Annotated in this window: 15 protein-coding genes; 10 read left to right on the forward strand and 5 right to left on the reverse strand. The window is 59.2% G+C overall.

The features are described 5' to 3' along the window. Positions 1-9: 9 nt before the first annotated feature. Entirely contained in the window at positions 10-543 is a 534-nt protein-coding gene (gene thpR / locus IAE50_RS06965) for an RNA 2',3'-cyclic phosphodiesterase (protein ID WP_042714930.1), read from the reverse strand. A gap of 72 nt (positions 544-615) precedes the next feature. On the opposite strand from thpR, the gene hrpB reads away from it, so the two are divergent. The 6 genes from hrpB to fhuB all read left to right on the forward strand — a co-directional run bounded on the left by hrpB (position 616) and on the right by fhuB (position 11902). Further along, positions 616-3045 carry an ATP-dependent helicase HrpB gene (gene hrpB / locus IAE50_RS06970; protein WP_200579898.1) on the forward strand — a complete coding sequence of 810 codons (2430 nt, stop codon included), beginning with the start codon at positions 616-618 and terminating at the stop codon, positions 3043-3045. A 117-nt stretch (positions 3046-3162) separates the two neighbouring features. Further along, positions 3163-5685 (forward strand): bifunctional glycosyl transferase/transpeptidase, encoded by a 2523-nt coding sequence (gene mrcB / locus IAE50_RS06975; protein ID WP_200579899.1) that lies wholly within the window; start codon positions 3163-3165, stop codon positions 5683-5685. 251 nt (positions 5686-5936) lie between these two features. Further along, a complete protein-coding gene (gene fhuA, locus IAE50_RS06980; RefSeq protein ID WP_200579900.1) occupies positions 5937-8186 on the forward strand; it encodes a ferrichrome porin FhuA in 2250 nt (749 codons plus the stop codon). Between the two features lie 49 nt (positions 8187-8235). Further along, positions 8236-9033 (forward strand): Fe3+-hydroxamate ABC transporter ATP-binding protein FhuC, encoded by a 798-nt coding sequence (gene fhuC, locus IAE50_RS06985; RefSeq protein WP_023480201.1) that lies wholly within the window; start codon positions 8236-8238, stop codon positions 9031-9033. Next, on the forward strand, positions 9033-9923 hold the full coding sequence (gene fhuD / locus IAE50_RS06990; protein ID WP_200579901.1) for a Fe(3+)-hydroxamate ABC transporter substrate-binding protein FhuD: 891 nt from the start codon (positions 9033-9035) through the stop codon (positions 9921-9923). The genes fhuC and fhuD overlap by 1 nt, the downstream gene beginning before the upstream one ends. Beyond that, positions 9920-11902: a Fe(3+)-hydroxamate ABC transporter permease FhuB gene (gene fhuB, locus IAE50_RS06995; RefSeq protein WP_200579902.1), complete on the forward strand. Its 1983-nt coding sequence runs from the start codon at positions 9920-9922 to the stop codon at positions 11900-11902. The genes fhuD and fhuB overlap by 4 nt, the downstream gene beginning before the upstream one ends. Before the next feature lie 226 nt (positions 11903-12128). On the opposite strand, the gene hemL is transcribed toward fhuB, so the two are convergent. Then, complete coding sequence (hemL, locus tag IAE50_RS07000; RefSeq protein ID WP_042711954.1) at positions 12129-13409, reverse strand: glutamate-1-semialdehyde 2,1-aminomutase; 1281 nt, start codon at positions 13407-13409, stop codon at positions 12129-12131. 168 nt (positions 13410-13577) lie between these two features. On the opposite strand from hemL, the gene clcA reads away from it, so the two are divergent. Together clcA and erpA are read left to right on the forward strand one after the other, a co-directional pair. Continuing rightward, positions 13578-14984 (forward strand): H(+)/Cl(-) exchange transporter ClcA, encoded by a 1407-nt coding sequence (gene clcA, locus IAE50_RS07005; RefSeq protein ID WP_200579923.1) that lies wholly within the window; start codon positions 13578-13580, stop codon positions 14982-14984. An 81-nt stretch (positions 14985-15065) separates the two neighbouring features. Further along, the gene (gene erpA / locus IAE50_RS07010) at positions 15066-15410 is read left to right on the forward strand and encodes an iron-sulfur cluster insertion protein ErpA (RefSeq protein WP_023480429.1); all 345 of its coding nucleotides are present in this window, start codon (positions 15066-15068) and stop codon (positions 15408-15410) included. A 41-nt stretch (positions 15411-15451) separates the two neighbouring features. Here erpA and IAE50_RS07015 read toward each other — a convergent pair whose 3' ends face one another. The 3 genes from IAE50_RS07015 to mtnN are packed head-to-tail and all read right to left on the reverse strand — an operon-like array spanning position 15452 to position 17581. Continuing rightward, complete coding sequence (locus tag IAE50_RS07015) at positions 15452-16075, reverse strand: TRIC cation channel family protein (protein ID WP_023480298.1); 624 nt, start codon at positions 16073-16075, stop codon at positions 15452-15454. A 14-nt stretch (positions 16076-16089) separates the two neighbouring features. Next, complete coding sequence (btuF, locus tag IAE50_RS07020) at positions 16090-16890, reverse strand: vitamin B12 ABC transporter substrate-binding protein BtuF (RefSeq protein WP_200579903.1); 801 nt, start codon at positions 16888-16890, stop codon at positions 16090-16092. After that, on the reverse strand, positions 16883-17581 hold the full coding sequence (gene mtnN, locus IAE50_RS07025) for a 5'-methylthioadenosine/S-adenosylhomocysteine nucleosidase (RefSeq protein WP_042711574.1): 699 nt from the start codon (positions 17579-17581) through the stop codon (positions 16883-16885). The genes btuF and mtnN overlap by 8 nt, the downstream gene beginning before the upstream one ends. A gap of 106 nt (positions 17582-17687) precedes the next feature. Between mtnN and dgt the strand changes: the two genes are divergently transcribed. Both dgt and degP read left to right on the forward strand, forming a co-directional pair. Further along, the gene (dgt, locus tag IAE50_RS07030; protein ID WP_200579904.1) at positions 17688-19202 is read left to right on the forward strand and encodes a dGTPase; all 1515 of its coding nucleotides are present in this window, start codon (positions 17688-17690) and stop codon (positions 19200-19202) included. A 135-nt stretch (positions 19203-19337) separates the two neighbouring features. Then, positions 19338-20774 carry a serine endoprotease DegP gene (gene degP, locus IAE50_RS07035; protein ID WP_200579905.1) on the forward strand — a complete coding sequence of 479 codons (1437 nt, stop codon included), beginning with the start codon at positions 19338-19340 and terminating at the stop codon, positions 20772-20774. Positions 20775-20922: the final 148 nt, after the last annotated feature.

The following is a 20922-nucleotide window of genomic DNA, read 5'->3' on the forward strand; positions in this document are numbered from 1 at the left end:
CCGAAATGATTACTCCCCGCTAAGGGACCAGCGCTTCAGGGCGGTGTAACGGGTACGCCCGTTGAGAAACTGCGACTCGTAGAGCGCAAACTCTGTGACCGCAAAAGACCAGCGAAAACCCGGCGGTGGGAGCGAAACCGCGTGGCTGGCGTCGCGCAGCAGCGTGATGTGTGGGTGAAAAGGCTGCGGGCTTTGATAGCAGCCGCTGCGTGCTGCCTGCGCGCGCAGCATATCTGCCAGTTGCAGTAATCCGCGCGGCGGCTGGCGTGAACCGAGCCACACCACGCGCGAGCGCAGCCACTGCCCGGCATCATCCAGCGTCAACGTAAAGCCCGGCTGGCGAATGCGCCCGGCCAGCGTCTCCAGCGCCTTCTGTTTTTCGGCGCTGATATCGCCCAGAAAGGCCAGCGTCAGATGCAAATTGGCGGCGGCAATTGGCCGTCCCGCTTCCGGCGCGAAGTGCTGCGCGCGCCACTGCACCAGTTGGGGCTGGAGTTCGGCGGGCAGTTCGATGGCAAAAAAGAGCCTTTTTGATGCGGGCATAGTGTGCTCGAGGTCAAGAATATGTGGGGATGGTATACTGCCGCTCCTCTTCTGTTAACCCCTGGAGCGTTTGTGTCCTTACTGCCGGTTGCCGCCGTTCTGCCCGATCTTCTCTCTGCGCTGAAAAATGCGCCACAGGTGCTGCTGAGCGCCCCGACCGGGGCCGGTAAATCGACCTGGCTGCCGCTGCAACTGCTGCAAGATAATGTAGTTGAAGGGAAAATTTTGCTGCTGGAGCCGCGACGTCTGGCGGCGCGCAACGTTGCGCAGCGGCTGGCGGAGCTTCTCAATGAGCAACCCGGCGACACCGTGGGTTACCGCATGCGCGCCGACACCTGCGTCGGCCCAAATACCCGCCTTGAAGTGGTCACTGAAGGGATCCTCACTCGCCTGATCCAAAACGATCCGGAGCTTAATGGCATCGGGCTGGTGATCCTCGACGAGTTCCACGAGCGAAGTCTACAGGCCGATCTGGCGCTGGCGCTGCTGCTTGATGTGCAGCAGGGACTGCGGGAGGATCTGAAACTCCTGATTATGTCCGCGACGCTGGATAATGAGCGTCTACACTCGCTGTTGCCGGATGCGCCGGTGATCGTCTCCGAAGGGCGTACTTTCCCGGTTGAACAGCGCTACCAGTCGCTGCCCGCTCATCAACGTTTTGATGAGGCGGTGGCGCAGGCCACGGCTGAGCTACTGCGCAACGAACCGGGTTCGCTGCTGCTCTTTTTGCCAGGCGTCGGCGAAATTCAGCGCGTGCAGGAGCAACTGGCGTCGCGCGTTGGCAGCGATGTGCTGCTCTGCCCCCTGTATGGCGCGCTGCCGTTAAGCGAACAGCGTAAAGCGATTCTGCCTGCGCCCGCCGGCAAGCGAAAAGTGGTGCTGGCGACCAATATTGCCGAAACCAGCTTGACCATTGAAGGGATCCGGCTGGTGGTGGACAGCGCCCAGGAGCGCGTTGCCCGTTTTGATGCCCGCAGCGGCTTAACGCGGCTGATTACCCAGCGCATCAGCGTGGCGTCGATGACCCAGCGCGCCGGACGCGCCGGGCGTCTGGAGCCGGGCATCTGCCTGCATCTGATTGCCAAAGAGCAGGCGGAGCGCGCGGCGGCGCAGAGCAACCCGGAGATCGTTAATAGCGATCTCTCCGGTCTGTTGATGGAGTTATTGCAGTGGGGCTGCCAGGATGCTGCCCAGCTTAGCTGGCTGGATCTGCCGCCTGAGGCTAACCTGGCGGCGGCGCGCAGGCTGCTGACGCAACTGCGCGCGCTGGAAGAGGGGCGTTTAACGCCGTTTGGCATGAAAATGGCGGCGCTCGGCAACGATCCGCGTCTGGCGGCGATGCTTTCGAGCGCGCAGGGCGATGATGAGATTGCCACCGCGGCGAAGCTTGCAGCGATCCTCGAAGAGCCGCCGCGCGGCGGTAATTCTGATTTGAGCGCTGCCTTCTCGCGCCAGCAGGGGAACTGGCAACAGCGCGCGCGCCAGCTGGCACGCAGGCTGAAGAGCAGCAGAGGCGAGCCGGATAACAACGCGCTGGCACCGCTTCTCGCCTGTGCGTTTGCCGATCGTATCGCGCGCCGACGCGGCCAGCAGGGGCGCTACCAGCTGGCGAACGGTTTAGGTGCAACGCTGGATGCTGATGATGCGCTAAACCGTCACGAATGGCTGCTCGCGCCATTGCTGTTGCAGGGGAGCCAGTCGCCGGATGCGCGTATATTATTGGCGCTGCCGCTGGATATCGACGCGCTTGTTGCCCAATGCCCGCAACTGATTACCCAGTCTGACAGCGTCGAGTGGGATGAAACGCTCGGCACCCTGAAAGCATTTCGTCGTCGGCAAATTGGGCAACTGACGCTGAGCGCACAGCCGCTGGCGAAGCCCTCTGAGGAGGAGCTGCACCAGGCGATGCTAAACGGTATTCGCGAAAAGGGGCTGCGGGTGCTGAACTGGACAAGCGAAGCGGCGCAGTATCGTTTACGCTTACTCTGCGCCGCGAAGTGGCTACCGGAGTTTGACTGGCCCGCCGTTGATGACGCCTCGCTGCTCGACACCCTTGAGGCGTGGCTGCTGCCGCAAATGGGCGGCATTCGTTCCCTGCGCGATTTGCAGTCTCTCGACGTGGGGCAGGCGTTGCAGCAGGCGCTGCCGTGGTCGTTGCGTCAACGGCTGGATAGTGAGCTGCCTGGGCATTACACTGTGCCGACCGGAAGCCGGATAGCCATCCGATATCATGAAGATAATCCGCCTGCGCTGGCGGTGCGGATGCAGGAGATGTTCGGTGAAGCCACCACGCCGACGATTGCGCAGGGGCGCGTGGCGCTGGTGCTGGAGCTGCTTTCGCCTGCCCAGCGGCCGCTGCAAATTACGCGCGATTTAGGCGCGTTCTGGGCCGGAACCTACCGCGAGGTGCAAAAAGAGATGAAGGGGCGCTACCCCAAACATGTCTGGCCGGACGATCCGGCGAACACCGCGCCGACGCGGCGAACGAAAAAGTATTCATAGTGCTGATGCGTATAGCGTCATTCAGCAGTGGTATAAATTGAGAGAGTTCTTCTTCTGCCTGTGGGCCGAAGAGCTGAGAATCGGGCCCTTGCGCCTGAACGTTGCGGAGAGTAAAGCATGGCGGGGAATGACCGCGAGCCAATTGGACGCAAGGGGAAACCTGCGCGCCCGGCAAAAGAGAAAATCAGTCGTCGTCGCGTTCGTGATGAAGAGTATGACGAATACGATGATGAAGAGGAAAACGCAGTGCCGAAAAAGGGAAGAGGCAGAGGCAAAAAGCCCCGCGGTAAACGCGGCTGGTTCTGGCTGCTGCTGAAAATTTTCATTGTTTGCGCAGTGCTGTTTGCCATTTACGGCGTCTATCTGGATCAGAAAATCCGCGCGCGCATCGACGGTAAAGTGTGGCAGCTGCCTGCCGCCGTCTATGGCCGTATGGTCAACCTCGAGCCGGATATGGCCATCAGCAAAAATGAGATGGTCAAGCTGCTGGAAGCGACGCAGTACCGCGAAGTGACCAAGATGACGCGCCCCGGTGAGTTCACCGTGCAGGCGAAAAGCATCGAGATGATCCGTCGTCCGTTTGATTTCCCGGACAGCAAAGAGGGCCAGGTGCGCGCGCGTCTGACCTTTGACGGCGATCGCCTGGAGACGATTGAGAATATGGACAGCAACCGCCAGTTCGGTTTCTTCCGTCTCGATCCGCGCCTGATCACCATGCTCTCTTCGCCGAACGGCGAGCAGCGCCTGTTTGTCGCGCGTAACGGTTTCCCGGATCTGCTGGTCGACACGCTGTTGGCGACGGAAGACCGCCACTTCTACGAGCATGACGGCATCAGCTTCTACTCCATTGGCCGTGCGGTGCTGGCGAACCTTACCGCAGGCCGCACGGTGCAGGGGGCGAGTACGCTGACCCAGCAGCTGGTGAAAAACCTCTTCCTGAGCAGCGAGCGCTCCTACTGGCGTAAAGCCAACGAAGCCTATATGGCGCTGATCATGGATGCCCGCTACAGCAAGGATCGCATCCTTGAGCTCTATATGAACGAGGTCTACCTCGGTCAGAGCGGCGATAACGAAATCCGCGGTTTCCCGCTGGCGAGCCTCTACTACTTTGGCCGTCCGGTTGAAGAGCTGAGCCTCGATCAGCAGGCGCTGCTGGTGGGAATGGTAAAAGGGGCGTCGATTTATAACCCGTGGCGTAACCCGAAACTGGCCCTTGAGCGTCGTAACCTGGTGCTACGCCTGCTGCAACAGCAGAGCGTGATTGACCAGGAGCTGTATGACATGCTCAGCGCGCGTCCGCTCGGCGTGCAGCCGCGTGGTGGGGTGATCTCACCTCAGCCAGCCTTTATGCAGATGGTGCGCCAGGAGCTGCAGAGCAAACTTGGCGATAAAGTTAAAGATCTCTCCGGCGTGAAGATCTTCACCACCTTTGACTCGGTGGCGCAGGATGCTGCCGAAAAAGCGGCGGTGGAGGGCATTCCGCTGCTGATCAAACAGCGCAAGCTGTCGGATCTGGAAACCGCGATGGTGGTGGTCGATCGCTACACCGGTGAAGTTCGCGCGATGGTGGGCGGTGCGACACCGCAGTTTGCCGGTTATAACCGTGCCATGCAGGCGCGTCGCTCTATCGGCTCGCTGGCAAAACCGGCAACCTACCTGACGGCGCTGAGCCAGCCAAATACCTATCGCCTGAACACCTGGATTGCGGATGCGCCGATTTCGCTGCGCCTCTCCAACGGCCAGGTGTGGTCGCCGCAGAACGATGATCGCCGCTTCAGCGGTCAGGTGATGCTGGTGGATGCGCTGACGCGCTCGATGAACGTGCCGACCGTTAACCTCGGCATTGCGGTAGGCTTACCGGCGGTAACGGATACCTGGGAGAAACTCGGTGCGCCGAAAAATCAGTTGAACGGCATGCCGTCAATGCTGCTGGGTGCGCTCAACCTGACGCCGATTGAAGTGGCGCAGGCCTTCCAGACCATCGCCAGCGGCGGTAACCGCGCTCAGCTTTCCGCGCTGCGTTCGGTGATTGCTGAAGATGGCACGGTGCTCTATCAGAGCTACCCGCAGGCGGAACGTGTGGTGCCTGCTCAGGCAGCCTACATGACGCTGTGGACCATGCAGCAGGTGGTTCAGCGCGGAACGGGTCGCCAGCTTGGCGCGAAGTATCCGGGCCTGCACCTTGCAGGGAAAACCGGTACCACCAACAATAACGTTGATACCTGGTTTGCCGGCATCGACGGGCGTGAAGTGACCATCACCTGGGTTGGCCGCGATAATAACCAGCCGACCAAGCTGTATGGTGCCAGCGGCGCGATGGCGATTTACCAGCGTTATCTGCAAAACCAGTCGCCGATCCCGCTGGATCTGACGCCGCCGGAGGACATCACCAACATCGGCGTTGATGATATGGGTAACTTTATCTGCGGCGGCGGTGGCGTACGTCAGCTGCCGGTCTGGACCACCAATCCGGACGCGCTGTGCCAGCAAAGCCAGATGATGCAGCCGCAAACGGGCAACCCGTTCGATCAGTCGACGCAGCCGCAACAGCAGCAACAGCCGCAGCAACAACAGCCGCAGCAGGAGCAGAAGAGCGATGGCGTAGCAGGCTGGATTAAAGATATGTTCGGCAGTAACTAGTGATAAAAAACCCCGGTTCAGCAGACCGGGGTTTTTATTTTGTCCTTTCTGATACATTCAAATAACGCCGCGTTAAATTCCTTTCTTCATGCAATTAACATCCTGCTTTTTCAGCGACTAATTCTTTCCTGTTAAGCCCCGCCGGGCGGCATTGCGCTTGCTATGCACTGAGCGCTTCGCATATTATTCTGCGGTCATAATAATAATTCTCGTTTACGTTAACGTTCACTTACTGAATCAGAGATACACTCATGGCGCGTCCAACAACTGCTCAGCCAGTCACTTTTACGCTGCGTACTCTCGCAGTCGTAGTAGCCACAGCGGTTAGCGGCATGTCTGTTTATGCACAGGCTGCCACCACCTCAAAAGAAGAAACCATCACCGTCACCACCGCCGCGCCGCAAGAGAATGCGTGGGGGCCGGCGGCGACTATCGCGGCGAAACATACCGCGACCGCGACAAAAACGGATATGCCGCTGGAAAAAACGCCGCAGTCCATTTCTGTCGTCACCGCGGAAGAGATCGCGCTTCACCAGCCGAAATCGGCGAAAGAGGCCCTGAGCTACACGCCGGGCGTCAGCGTGGGCACGCGTGGGGCGTCCAATACTTACGATCAGCTGATCATCCGCGGTTTTGCCGCTGATAACCAAAGCCAGAATAACTACCTCGACGGCCTGAAGTTGCAGGGCAACTTCTATAACGACGCGGTGATCGATCCCTATATGCTGGAACGCGTTGAGTTGCTGCGCGGGCCAACCTCCGTGCTCTACGGAAAAAGCAGCCCCGGCGGCCTGATGAATATGGTCAGCAAGCGCCCGACCACCACGCCGCTGCATGAAATTCAGTTTAAAGCCGGCACCAATAGCCTGTTTCAGACCGGGTTTGATTTCAGCGACGCGCTGGATGACGACGGTGTTTACTCCTATCGCCTGACCGGACTGGCGCGCTCTGCTAATGCGCAGCAGGACGGGAAAAAAGAGCAGCGTTATACCATCGCCCCCTCCTTTAGCTGGCGGCCGGATGATAAAACCAACTTCACCTTCCTCTCCTATTTCCAGAATGAGCCCGACACCGGCTACTACGGCTGGTTGCCGAAAGAGGGGACCGTTGAACCGCTGCCGAACGGCAAACGCCTGCCGACCAGCTTCAATGAAGGCGCAAAGAACAACACTTACTCCCGTAACCAGAAGATGGTCGGTTACAGCTTTGAGCACGCCTTCGACGATACCTTTACCGTGCGCCAGAACCTGCGCTACGCCGAGAACAAAACTTCGCAAAACAGCGTCTATGGCTACGGTATGTGCTCTGATCCGCTCTATACCGCCGATGCAAAAAAAAGCCCCTGTGCCAGTATCGCGCCGTCGCAGTGGAACCACTACCTGACGCGCCAGTATGTGATTGATAACGAGAAGTTGCAGAACTTCTCGGTCGATACGCAGTTGCAGAGCACCTTTGCCACCGGATCTATCGACCATACGCTGCTGACCGGCGTCGACTTTATGCGTATGCGTAACGACATCGACTCATGGTTTGGCTATGCGGGATCGGTTGCGCCATCGGATATCTATAACCTCGATCGCGGCGATTTTGATTTCGCTGCCCACTCTGGCCCGTCTGGCGCTTACCGCATTCTTAACCGCCAGAAACAGACCGGCCTCTATGCGCAGGATCAGGCGCAGTGGGAGAAGGTGCTGGTTACGCTGGGCGGCCGTTACGACTGGGCGAAGCAGAGCGCGTTTAACCGCGAGACTGGCATCACCACAACCCGTGACGATAACCAGTTCAGCTGGCGCGGCGGCGTTAACTACCTGTTTGATAATGGCGTCACGCCATACTTCAGCTACAGCGAATCTTTCGAACCGTCGTCCACCTCCGGTGCGAATGGCGCGATCTTCGCTCCGTCGAAAGGCAAGCAGTATGAAGCCGGGGTGAAATATAGCCCGAGCGATCGGCCGATTGTGCTGACCGGCGCGCTCTATCAGCTGACCAAGAGCAACAACCTGATGGCCGACCCTGCGGGATCGGTCTGGTCAGTCGAGGGCGGCAAAGTGCGTTCGCGCGGCGTGGAGCTTGAAGCCAAAGCGGCGCTCTCCGCCAACCTGAATGTGGTCGGCTCTTATACCTATACGCAAGCGGAATACACCACCGATACCAAACTGAAAGGTAATACCCCGCCGCAGGTGCCAAAACATATGGCTTCGCTGTGGGGAGATTACACCTTTTATGATGGCGCGCTCTCCGGCCTGACGCTGGGCACCGGCGCGCGCTTCACCGGCTCAAGCTTCGGCGATCCGGCGAACTCGTTTAAAGTCGGTAGCGCTACCGTCGTTGATGCGCTGGTGCGTTACGACCTGGCGCGCCTGGGTATGGCGGGCTCCAATATCGCCCTGCACGTCAATAACCTGTTCGATCGTGAGTATGTCGCCAGCTGCTTTAACAGCTACGGCTGCTTCTGGGGCGCTGAACGTCAGGTGACGGCAACCGCAACCTTCCGCTTCTAATCTTTCTCTTCGGGCACGGTTCGCCGTGCCCTCTGACAAGTTGGCAACCATGCAGGAAAACAAAACGCTTCCCGATACCACCTTTCAACTAAACGATGTCACCTTTCGCGTGCCGGGACGCACGCTGCTGCATCCGCTGTCGTTGACCTTCCCGAGCGGGAAAGTGACCGGCCTGATTGGTCATAACGGCTCGGGTAAATCGACGCTGCTGAAGATGCTTGGCCGCCATCAGGCGCCCTCTGAGGGCGATATTCTGCTCGACGGGCAGCCGCTGGAGAGCTGGAGCAGCAAATCCTTCGCCCGCAAAGTTGCCTATCTGCCGCAGCAGTTGCCGCAGGCGGAAGGGATGACCGTGCGCGAACTGGTGGCGATTGGGCGGTATCCGTGGCACGGGGCACTGGGGCGTTTTGGCGTGGCTGACCGGGAGAAAGTGGAGGAGGCGATTGCGCTGGTCGGTTTAAAACCGCTGGCGCACCGGCTGGTGGACAGCCTCTCCGGTGGCGAACGCCAGCGTGCGTGGATTGCCATGCTGGTGGCGCAGGATAGCCGCTGCCTGTTGCTTGATGAGCCGACCTCCGCGCTCGATATTGCCCATCAGGTCGATGTGCTGGCGCTGGTGCACCGCTTAAGCCAGCAGCGTGGCTTGACGGTGATTGCCGTGCTGCACGATATCAATATGGCGGCACGCTACTGTGACTATCTGGTGGCGCTGCGCGGCGGCGAGATGATCGCCGAAGGCGCGCCAGAGGCGTTAATGCGCGCCGAAACGCTGGAGCAGATCTACGGTATCCCGATGGGGATCCTGCCACACCCGGCCGGTGCCGCGCCCGTGAGCTTTGTCTACTGATGGCCGCTATTCCTGAAATCAGCCGTCGGCGTTTACTGACGGCCATGGCGCTCTCGCCGCTGCTCTGGCAGATGCGAAATGCGAAGGCTGCCAGCGTCGATCCGCAGCGCGTCGTCGCTCTTGAGTGGCTGCCGGTCGAGCTGCTGCTGGCGCTGGGCGTGATGCCCTATGGCGTCGCCGATGTGCAGAATTACAACACCTGGGTCAACGAACCGTCGCTGCCGTCGTCGGTCATTGATGTTGGCCTGCGCACCGAACCGAACCTCGAACTGCTGACGCAGATGAAGCCATCGCTGCTGGTCTGGTCGGCGGGCTATGGCCCCTCTGAAGCGAAGCTGGCGACCATTGCGCCGGGGCGCGGGTTTACCTTCAGCGACGGCAAAAAGCCGCTGGCAATGGCCCGACGCTCGCTGAATGAGATGGCACAGTTGCTCAACAAAGAAGTGCAGGCGAAACAGCATCTCGCGCAGTTCGATGCGCTGATGAGCGCCACAAAGCCGCGCTTTGCCCGGCGCGGCGATCGCCCGCTGCTGATGATTACATTGCTCGATCCGCGCCATGTGCTGGTATTTGGTGCCAACTGCCTGTTTCAGGAAGTGCTCGATGACTTCGGCATTCGTAACGCCTGGCAGGGCGAGCAGACCTTCTGGGGCAGCGTGGCGGTCGGCATCGATCGGCTTGCCGCCTATAAAGACGCGGATGTGATCTGCTTTGATCACAACAACGAGCAGGATATGCAAAAAGTGATGGCGACACCGCTCTGGCAGGCGATGCCGTTTGTGCGCCAGGGGCGTTTTCAGCGCGTGCCGGCGGTCTGGTTCTATGGCGCGACGCTCTCCGCCATGCACTTCACCCGCGTGCTGGATAACGCGCTGGGAGGCCGGGCATGATCCGTCGCTTCTCCCTCTCATCGGCGCTGCTGCTGGCGGTGCTGTTTATCCTGGCGGCCGGGTTAACCTGGTACAACCTCACCCTTGCGCTGCCGCGCGCCCAGTGGGGACAGGCGCTGTTTACGCCGAATATCGATCGTATCGATCAGATGCTGTTTCACTACAGCTTGCTGCCGCGCCTGGCGATCTCGCTGCTGGTCGGTGCCGGGCTTGGGCTGGTGGGCGTGCTGTTCCAGCAGGTGTTGCGTAACCCGCTGGCGGAGCCGACCACGCTTGGCGTGGCGACCGGCGCGCAGCTTGGCATCACTATCACCACGTTGTGGGCGATCCCGGGCGTAATGGCATCGCAGTTTGCGGCGCTGCTCGGTGCCTGCGCCGTCGGCGCGCTGGTGTTTGGCGTGGCGTGGGGAAAACGGCTCTCCCCGGTGACCCTGATTCTTGCGGGCCTGGTGGTGAGCCTCTACTGCGGGGCGATCAACCAGCTTTTGGCACTGTTTCACCACGATCAGCTGCAAAGCATGTTTTTGTGGAGCACCGGCACGCTAACGCAGACCGACTGGAGCGTGGTGCAGCGTCTCTGGCCGCAGCTGCTTGGCGGCACGGTGTTAACGCTGCTGCTGCTGCGTCCGCTGACCTTAATGGGGCTGGATGATGGCGTGGCGCGCAACCTCGGGCTGGCGCTGTCGCTGGCGCGGCTGGCGGCGTTAACGCTGGCGATTGCACTCAGTGCGCTGCTGGTTAACGCGGTTGGCATTATCGGGTTTATCGGCCTCTTCGCGCCGCTGTTGGCGAAGATGCTCGGCGCACGGCGTCTGCTGACGCGTCTGATGCTGGCCCCGCTGATTGGCGCGCTGATCCTCTGGCTCTCCGATCAGGTGATCCTCTGGCTGACGCGCGTCTGGATGGAGGTCTCCACCGGATCGATGACGGCGCTGATTGGCGCACCGCTGCTGCTCTGGCTGCTGCCGCGTCTGCGCAGTATGAGCGCCCCGGCAATGGATGGTGGCGATAAGGTTCGCCCCGAGCGCGGGCATGTGATGTGGTTTGCGCTGGGCGGCGTGCTGTTACTGCTGCTGGCGATGTGGGCGGCGCTCAGTTTTGGCCGCGACGCGCACGGCTGGCAGTGGGCCAGCGGTACGCTGCTGGATCAACTGCTGCCCTGGCGCTGGCCGCGCATTATTGCTGCGCTGACCGCCGGGATGATGCTGGCGGTCGCCGGGTGCATTATCCAGCGCCTGACTGGTAATCCGATGGCCAGCCCGGAAGTGCTGGGCATCAGCTCCGGCGCGGCGTTTGGCGTGGTGTTGATGCTCTTCTTTGTGCCGGGCAACGCCTTTGGCTGGCTGCTGCCCGCTGGGAGTCTGGGCGCAGCGGCAACGCTATTGATCATTATGCTCGCCGCCGGGCGCGGCGGCTTTTCGCCACACCGCATGCTGCTAGCGGGGATGGCACTCAGTACCGCCTTTACCATGCTGTTGATGATGTTGCAGGCGAGCGGCGATCCGCGCATGGCGACGATCCTGACCTGGATCTCCGGCAGTACTTATAACGCTTCTGGTGAGCTGGTGGTGCGCAGCGCGGTGGTGATGGTGGTGCTGCTGGCGTTGACCCCGTTGTGCCGCCGCTGGCTGATGATCCTGCCGCTCGGTGGGGAGAGTGCGCGCTCGGTAGGGATGGCATTGACCTCGTCGCGTGTCGTGCTGCTGCTGCTGGCGGCCGCGCTGACGGCGGCGGCGACGATGACCATCGGGCCGCTCAGCTTTGTCGGGCTGATGGCACCGCATATTGCGCGCATGATGGGCTTTCGCCGCACGATGCCGCATATGGTTATTTCGGCGCTGGTGGGTGGCGTGTTGCTGGTGTTTGCCGACTGGTGCGGGCGGATGGTGCTGTTTCCGTTCCAGATCCCGGCGGGGCTGCTCTCGACCTTTATCGGCGCGCCGTACTTTATCTATCTGCTGAGAAAGCAGAGCCGCTAAAAAAATGCCCGGTGGCGCTAACGCTTACCGGGCCTACGAAGGCTGAGAACACGATTTAGTAGGCCGGATAAGCGTAGCACCATCCGGCATTTCCCGATGGGAGCACGATGATTTTGTAGGACGGATAAGCGTGAGCGCCATCCGGCAATTCCCGACGGCAGCACGGTGGTTTTGTAGGCCGGATAAGCGCAGCGCCATCCGGCATTTCCCCGATATCAGCAGGGCATTACAGCTTCGCGAAGGCGCGCTTCGCGGCGTCGATGGTGTTATCGATATCCTCAACGCTGTGGGCAACGGACATAAAGCCCGCTTCAAACGCGGACGGTGCCAGGTAAACCCCTTCCTCCAGCATCAGGTGGAAGAAGCGTTTAAAGCGCTCAACATCGCACTTCACCACATCCTGATAGCTCGTCACGCTCTGCGCATCGGTAAAGAAGAGACCAAACATCCCGCCGACATGGTTAACCACCAGCCCAATGCCCGCTTCCTGCGCGGCGTTCAGCAAACCTTCCGCCAGGCGAGTCGTCAGATCGGTCAGGGTAGAGTGAATGCCCGGCTGCGCCACTTCGTTCAGACAGGCGAAGCCCGCGGCCATCGCAATCGGGTTACCGGACAGCGTGCCCGCCTGGTAAACCGGCCCGGTCGGTGCCAGCGCTTCCATCACGTCGCGGCGACCGCCGAAGGCGCCTACCGGCATCCCGCCGCCGATGATTTTGCCAAGACAGGTCAGATCCGGCACCACATCGTAGTAAGCCTGCGCACCCGCCAGCGCGACGCGGAAACCGGTCATCACTTCATCGATAATCAGCAGCGCGCCAAACTCGTCGCACAGCGCACGCAGGCCCGGCAGGAACTCCGGCAGCGGCGGTACGCAGTTCATGTTGCCTGCGACCGGCTCAACGATGATACAGGCGATATCCTGCGGATACTGCTCGAACGCCGCGCGCACCGAGTCGAGATCGTTATAGGTGCAGGTGAGGGTGTGCTTAGCGAAATCCGCCGGTACACCGGGTGAGTTCGGCTGACCGAGGGTTAACGCGCCGGAGCCCGCTTTCACCAGCAGGCAGTCGGCGTGACCGTGGTAGCAGCCTTCGAATTTGATGATTTTGTCGCGATGGGTAAAACCGCGCGCAAGGCGGATGGCGCTCATCGTCGCTTCGGTGCCGGAGTTAACCATACGCACCATATCCATGGTCGGAACCAGTTCGGTCACCAGCTCCGCCATTTTCACTTCCATCTCGGTCGGCGCGCCGAAGCTCAGCCCGCGGCTGGCCGCTTCAATCACCGCATTGCGGATCGCCGGGTGGTTGTGGCCCAGCACCATCGGTCCCCAGGAGCCGACGTAGTCGATATAGGCTTTGCCATCGGCATCGTACAGATAAGCTCCGTCAGCCCGCTCGATAAACAGCGGCGTACCGCCAACGCCGGTGAAGGCGCGTACCGGTGAATTGACCCCGCCAGGGATAAGCTGTCGCGCTGTATTAAAGAGGTTTTCAGACTTACTCATGCTTTCATTCCTGGTTGCTGGAAAAAATCGTTGCCGCTCATTCTATGTGATTACCGGAAGCGGATGAAAGTTTTGCCGGGAAGAACGACATATTTTGCAGGGATTTTGCCCGCGACGCGGCGGCAACGGGTGGCTACAATACTCCTTTTGTATGACGTATCAGAGCCGATGTCAGAAAACACTCCCTCATTTGAACAGCAGCAGGTTGAACGACGCCGACGCAGAGATATTCTGCGCCGCATGCTGCAACGTGATAAAACGCCGCTGGCGATCCTCGTGGTGGCGGCCGTAGCGGGAACGCTTACCGGGCTGGTGGGCGTCGCCTTCGAAAAAGCGGTTAACGCGGTGATCAACCTGCGCATTGGCGCGCTGGCGCAGGTGGCGAACAGCGCTGTCGTCTGGCCGCTGGCCTTTATCACCTCGGCGCTGCTGGCGATGATTGGCTACTTTTTGGTGCGCCGCTTCGCGCCGGAAGCGGGCGGCTCCGGTATTCCGGAGATCGAAGGCGCGCTGGAAGATCTGCGCCCGGTGCGCTGGTGGCGCGTACTGCCGGTGAAGTTTTTCGGCGGCATGGGCACGCTGGGCGCTGGCATGGTGCTCGGGCGCGAAGGGCCAACGGTGCAGATTGGCGGTAACGTCGGGCGGATGGTGTGCGATCTCTTTCGTCTGCGCAGCGGCGAAGCGCGCCACACTCTGCTGGCAACCGGCGCGGCGGCGGGGCTATCTGCGGCCTTTAACGCCCCGCTGGCGGGCATTCTCTTTATCATTGAGGAGATGCGCTCGCAGTTTCACTACAACCTTATCTCCATCAAAGCCGTCTTTACCGGCGTGATTATGTCGAGCATCGTCTTTCGCCTGTTCAACGGCGAAGCGGCGGTCATCGATGTCGGTAAGTTGAGTAATGCGCCGGTGAACACCCTGTGGCTCTATCTGCTGCTGGGAATGGTGTTTGGCTGTATCGGCCCGCTGTTTAACACGCTGGTGCTGCGGACCCAGGATCTGTTTCAGCGGCTGCACGGCGGGAAGACCGGAAAGTGGGTGCTGATTGGCGGCCTGATTGGCGGAACCTGCGGCGTGCTCGGCCTGATGGCTCCCGCGCTCTCCGGCGGCGGTTTTGCGCTAATCCCTATCGCCTCTGCCGGGAATTATGGCCTCAGCGCGCTGCTGTTTATTTTTCTGATCCGCGTGGCGATGACGCTGCTCTGCTTTAGCTCCGGTGCGCCGGGCGGGATTTTTGCGCCGATGCTGTCGTTAGGCACGGTGCTTGGCATGGCCTTCGGCGCGGCGAGCATGGCGATTTTTCCCCATTATCAGCTCGATGCAGCGACCTTTGCCGTCGCCGGAATGGGGGCGTTACTTGCCGCGTCGCTGCGCGCGCCGTTGACCGGAATTGTGCTAGTTTTGGAAATGACTGACAATTATCAGCTTATTTTGCCAATGATCATTACCTGCCTTGGTGCGACACTGTTAGCCCAGTTTTTGGGCGGTAAACCGCTCTATTCCGCCATCCTGGCACGTACACTTGCCAGGCAGGAGGCCGCCGCTGAGCGTGCGCTGCCGCGGGAGAATACTTGAACGATTGACTACCCTAATGGATAATAGCCGCCATGATCGGGTCAATATTTGCCCAGGTCGACGTATTAACGGGAGCAAGACATGAGTGATGACGTAGCGCTGCCGCTGCAGTTTACCGACGCAGCAGCCAATAAAGTAAAAAGCCTGATCGCGGACGAAGAGAACCCTAATCTGAAACTGCGTGTCTACATCACCGGTGGTGGTTGCAGCGGCTTCCAGTACGGTTTTACCTTTGACGATCAGATTAACGACGGCGATATGACCATTGAGAAGCAGGGCGTTGGCCTGGTGGTTGACCCGATGAGCCTGCAATATCTGGTGGGTGGTTCGGTGGATTACACCGAAGGTCTGGAAGGTTCCCGCTTCGTGGTGACTAACCCGAACGCGACCAGCACCTGCGGCTGCGGTTCGTCGTTCAGCATCTGATTACGTGAAATGCCGGGTAATACCGGCATTTACTCCGCTTTTTAACGTCCCGCTTCATCCAGCGCAAAGGTTGGCAGCTTCAGGTGCCAGCGGATCGCCGCCAGGCGAATCACCAGTGTGACGACCATTCCCACCATACTCGCTGACTCCAGCGGCACGGCAAAAACATAGAACGCCGTAGCATGGACGATGCCACCCGCAATACAGGCCGTGGCGTAAATTTCCGTGCGCAGGATCATCGGTATTTCACGCGCCAGCACATCACGAATAATGCCGCCGCCAACGCCCGTCACCACGCCCATACAGATCGCCACCAGCGGCCCGGTGCCGGCAAGAAACGCTTTATTGACGCCAATGCCGACAAACACCGCCAGACCAACCGCATCCAGCACCGGCAATATCCACTTCGGCAAGCGGCGCGGCTGGCGCACTAAAATAATGGTTAACATGCAGGTGACCATCGCCACCACCAGATCGGTGGGATCTTTCACCCAAAAGACCGGCCCGTGCGCCAGTGCCATATCGCGAATGGTACCGCCGCCGACCGCCGTCACCACGCCCAGCACCAGCACGCCAAAAGGGTCCATCCGCAACTTTCCGGCAAGCAGAACGCCTGAGATGGCAAAAACGGCGGTGCCGATAATATCCAGCCAGTAGACCAGCATGGTTCATTCCCCGGTTATTTCACCTGCGCAAGGGCAGAACAGAGTTGTTGAGCGGCGAGGATAATACGCGGGCTCGCCCGTTCAAACCAGTCATCATGCAGAGAAATAATCGGCACATTCAGCTGATCGCCCCAGAACGCTTTGACGCGCGTTTGCGCCTTCTCTTCACCCGCGAGGATAATTGCTTGCGGATGGCGCGCCAGCACCTGTTCACGGCTCACCTGCGGCCAGGGCACACGGCTTTCGGCAAAGATATTCTCGCCGCCACATAGCTCCACTACCTGGTGTTGAATCGATCCTTTCCCGCTGGTAAAGAGCGGCTGCGTGCCGAACTGCATAAAGACGCGTTTTTTCGGCTCTGCTGCGTAGCGGGATTTTAACGTCTCATACGCGCTCATTAACTGTTGCGCCGCCTGCTCAGCCTGCGCGGGCTGCGGGCTGTAAGGGGCGAGATGGCGCAGCGTCTGCGCGACCTCTTCAATGGAGACGGCATCGATCCATATCACGCGAATGCCAAACTTTTTCAGCTGATCGACCTGACGCTCCGGGTTGCCTCCGCGCCAGGCCAGCACCACATCGGGCTTCAGGGCGAGGATGCGTTCGAGGTTTATCCCTTGCCAGCTGGCAATCTGCTCAATCTGCGCGGCGGCGGGGGGATAGTCGGAGTAACTGCTGACGGCGACGGGCGTGATACCGGCGGCAAAAGCCAGTTCAGTATTGGCCGGAGAGAGCGAAATAACGCGCGGCGCAGCGAAGAGCCACGCCGGCAGAAATAGAAGCAGGGCGGCGAGCGCCCTGAAAAGGGGATTACCCACGTGCCAGTTTCTGCACCAGGGTTTCAACCATCAGGCTGGACTGTTTTGCCGCCACCACCAGGAACTCATCAAAGCTCAGGTGAGACTGCTGGTCCGCCACGTCGGAGATGGCGCGAACCACCACAAACGGCACGCCAAAGTTGTGGCAAACGTGAGCGATAGCGGTCGCTTCCATCTCAACGGCAACTGCCTGCGGGAAGTTGTGGCGAATTTTTGCCAGGCCAACAGAACCGTTGATGAACGCATCGCCGCTGACAATCAGCCCGCGCACCGCGTTCAGGTTCAGCTCACCGATGCAGGCTTCTGCCGCCAGCACCAGCTTCTCATCGGCTTTAAAGCCCGCCGGGCAGCCCGGCAGCTGGCCATACTCATAGCCAAAGGCGGTGACGTCGGCATCGTGATAACGCGCTTCATCAGAGACCACGATATCGCCCACTTTCAGGGTTGGCGCCAGGCCGCCTGCGGAGCCGGTATTGATAATCACATCCGGCTTGCAGTGCTCCAGCAGCAGGGTGGCGCCCATCGCGGCGGCAACTTTGCCAATGCCGGACTTGAGCAGGGCCACGTCTGTGCCATTCAGCGTACCGGTGTAAATTTCGCTTCCGCCAATATTCAGCGTCTGACGGTTTTCGATTTTGTCACGCAACAGCGTAACTTCTTCTTCCATTGCACCAATGATGCCAATTTTCATGGAGATACTCGCTAATGTGATAAGGCAGGAATAGGTTTACAGGGCATAGTCTATCATGGCATACACAATTGCATGACACCCCGTGCGCCTGCGTAGAGGAGAGGAAATGGACGACATCGATTTTCGCAACAAGATCAACTGGCATCGCCGGTATCGCTCGCCGCAGGGCGTGAAAACCGAACATGAGATCCTGCGGATCTTTGAAAGCGATCGCGGACGTATCATCAACTCCGCCGCCATCCGGCGTTTGCAGCAGAAAACCCAGGTCTTTCCTCTTGAGCGTAACGCGGCGGTTCGCACCCGTTTAACGCACTCTATGGAAGTTCAGCAGGTCGGGCGCTATATCGCCAAAGAGATTTTAAGCCGGCTGAAAGAGCAGCGCCTGCTGGAGAAGTATGGGCTGGATGAGTTAACCGGGCCGTTTGAGAGCATCGTCGAGATGGCCTGCCTGATGCACGATATCGGCAACCCGCCGTTCGGCCACTTTGGTGAAGCGGCGATTAATGACTGGTTCCGCCAGCGCCTGGCTCCGGATGATGCCCTCGGCGAGCCGCTTGGTGACGATCGCTGTGAAGTGATGGCCCTGCGCCTGCGTAAAGGGGAGGGAACGCTCAACGCGCTGCGCAGTAAAGTGCGCCACGATTTGAGCCACTTCGAAGGGAACGCGCAGGGTATTCGTATGGTGCATACCCTGATGCGCATGAACCTGACCTGGGCGCAGGTCGGCTGTATTTTAAAATATACCCGCCCGGCGTGGTGGGTCGGTGATCCGCCCGCCTCCCACAGCTATTTAATGAAAAAGCCCGGCTACTATTTCTCGGAAGAGGCGTACGTTGAGCGGCTGCGTAAAGAGTTAAACCTCGATACCTATAGCCGCTTTCCATTGACCTGGATAATGGAAGCCGCGGATGACATCTCCTATTGCGTGGCCGATCTCGAAGATGCGGTTGAGAAGCGTATATTTTCCGCCGAGCAGCTCTATCAGCATCTTTACGAGGCGTGGGGTGAGCATGAAAAGGGATCGCTGTTTGCTCAGGTTGTCGAAAATGCGTGGGACAAATCGCGCGCGAATTCGATGAGCCGCAGCGCCGAAGATCAATTCTTTATGTATTTGCGCGTCAACACGCTTAATAAGCTGGTGCCCTATGCCGCCCAGCGCTTTATTGACAACCTGCCGCAAATCTTCAGCGGCGAATTCAACCACGCGCTGCTGGAAGATGACAGCAGCTTCAGCCAGCTGCTTGAATTATATAAAAACGTCGCCATTAAACAGGTATTCAGCCACCCCGATGTGGAGCAGCTGGAATTACAGGGCTACCGCGTTATCAGTGGGCTGCTGGAAATTTATCGACCTTTGTTGCAATTATCACTGGCGGACTTTACCGAGCTGGTGGAAAAAGAGCGTCTGCGCCGTTTTCCGATTGAATCGCGCCTGTTCCAGAAACTGTCGACGCGCCACCGGTTAGCCTACGTCGAAGCGGTAAGCAAATTATCGCCTGATGACGAAGCCTATTCGGTGCTGGAGTATTATCACCGTTGTCGATTAATTCAGGACTATATTAGCGGAATGACGGATCTTTATTCATGGGATGAATATCGTCGTTTAATGGCGGTGGAATAATCCCGCTGAATTGTAAAGAACGACAATATTTTTTTACTTTTTCCAGAGGCTTAAGGCCTGAACTTCACGCTATAAATCGACTCTGAGTGACACATACACAGCAGTTCGCGTTAATCAGAAAAGAGATTGAGAGAGATGAAAAAAACGACGTTAGCAATGAGTGCACTGGCTTTAAGTTTAAGTTTTGCGCTGTCTCCTCTGTCTGCGACGGCAGCAGAAACAGCCTCGTCAACCACCGCAACATCGCAGCAGATGCCTAGCCTCGCACCGATGCTGGAAAAGGTGATGCCGTCAGTCGTGAGCATTAACGTTGAAGGCAGCACCACGGTGAACACACCGCGTATGCCGCGCAACTTCCAGCAATTCTTTGGTGATAACTCACCCTTCTGCCAGGACGGTTCACCGTTCCAGAGCTCTCCCTTCTGCCAGGGCGGCGGTGCACCGGATGGGCAGGGTGGCGGCCAGCAGCAGAAATTTATGGCGCTGGGCTCCGGCGTAATCATTGACGCCGCGAAAGGCTATGTTGTTACCAACAACCACGTGGTCGACAATGCCAGCACCATCAAAGTGCAGCTCAGCGACGGGCGTAAATTTGACGCCAAAGTGGTGGGCAAAGATCCGCGCTCCGATATCGCGCTGATCCAGATTCAGGATCCAAAAAACCTCACCGCCATTAAGCTTGCGGACTCCGATGCGCTGCGCGTCGGCGACTACACGGTGGCGATTGGTAACCCGTTTGGTCTTGGCGAAACCGTTACCTCCGGGATTGTCTCGGCGCTCGGCCGAAGCGGCCTGAACGCGGAAAACTATGAAAACTTTATTCAGACCGATGCCGCTATTAACCGCGGTAACTCCGGCGGCGCGCTGGTTAACCTCAACGGCGAGCTGATTGGGATTAACACCGCTATCCTCGCACCGGACGGTGGCAACATCGGTATCGGCTTTGCTATCCCGAGTAATATGGTGAAAAACCTCACCAGCCAGATGGTGCAGTACGGTCAGGTGCGCCGTGGCGAATTGGGGATTATGGGCACCGAGCTGAACTCTGAATTGGCGAAAGCGATGAAAGTCGACGCCCAGCGCGGGGCGTTTGTCAGCCAGGTGATGCCGAACTCTGCCGCTGCGAAAGCGGGCGTCAAGGCGGGCGACGTGATTACCACGCTCAACGGCAAACCGATCAGCAGCTTTGCGGCGCTGCGCGCGGAAGTCGGCTCAATGCCGATTGGCAGCAAAGTTACGCTGGGAATGCTGCGCGATGGCAAACCGGTCAACGTAACCCTTGAGCTGCAGCAGAGCAGCCAGAACCAGGTTGAATCCAGCACCATCTTCAGCGGTATTGAAGGGGCGGAGATGAGCAACAAAGGCAAAGATGGCGGCGTAGTGGTGAATGCGGTGAAACCGAATAGCCCGGCGGCGCAAATCGGCCTGAAAAAAGGCGATGTGATCCTCGGCGCGAACCAGCAGCCGGTGAAAAACATTGCTGAACTGCGCAAAGTTCTCGACAGCAAACCGTCAGTGCTGGCGCTGAACATCCAGCGTGGCGATACCTCAATCTACCTGCTGATGCAGTAATCCTCTGTACACCCCTCTTCTCGGCTGCGGGGAAGAGGGGCTTCCCGCCCTTTTTGTGAAGCCTTCCACAACTCCACACTTCTCACTGCCGCTTTGTGCATCCGCACAATGCGCGGGTCAATTTTCTGCCATATGCTTGGCCTCTGCA

This window comes from Kosakonia sp. S42 (genome assembly GCF_016624785.1).
GTDB lineage: Bacteria > Pseudomonadota > Gammaproteobacteria > Enterobacterales > Enterobacteriaceae > Kosakonia > Kosakonia cowanii.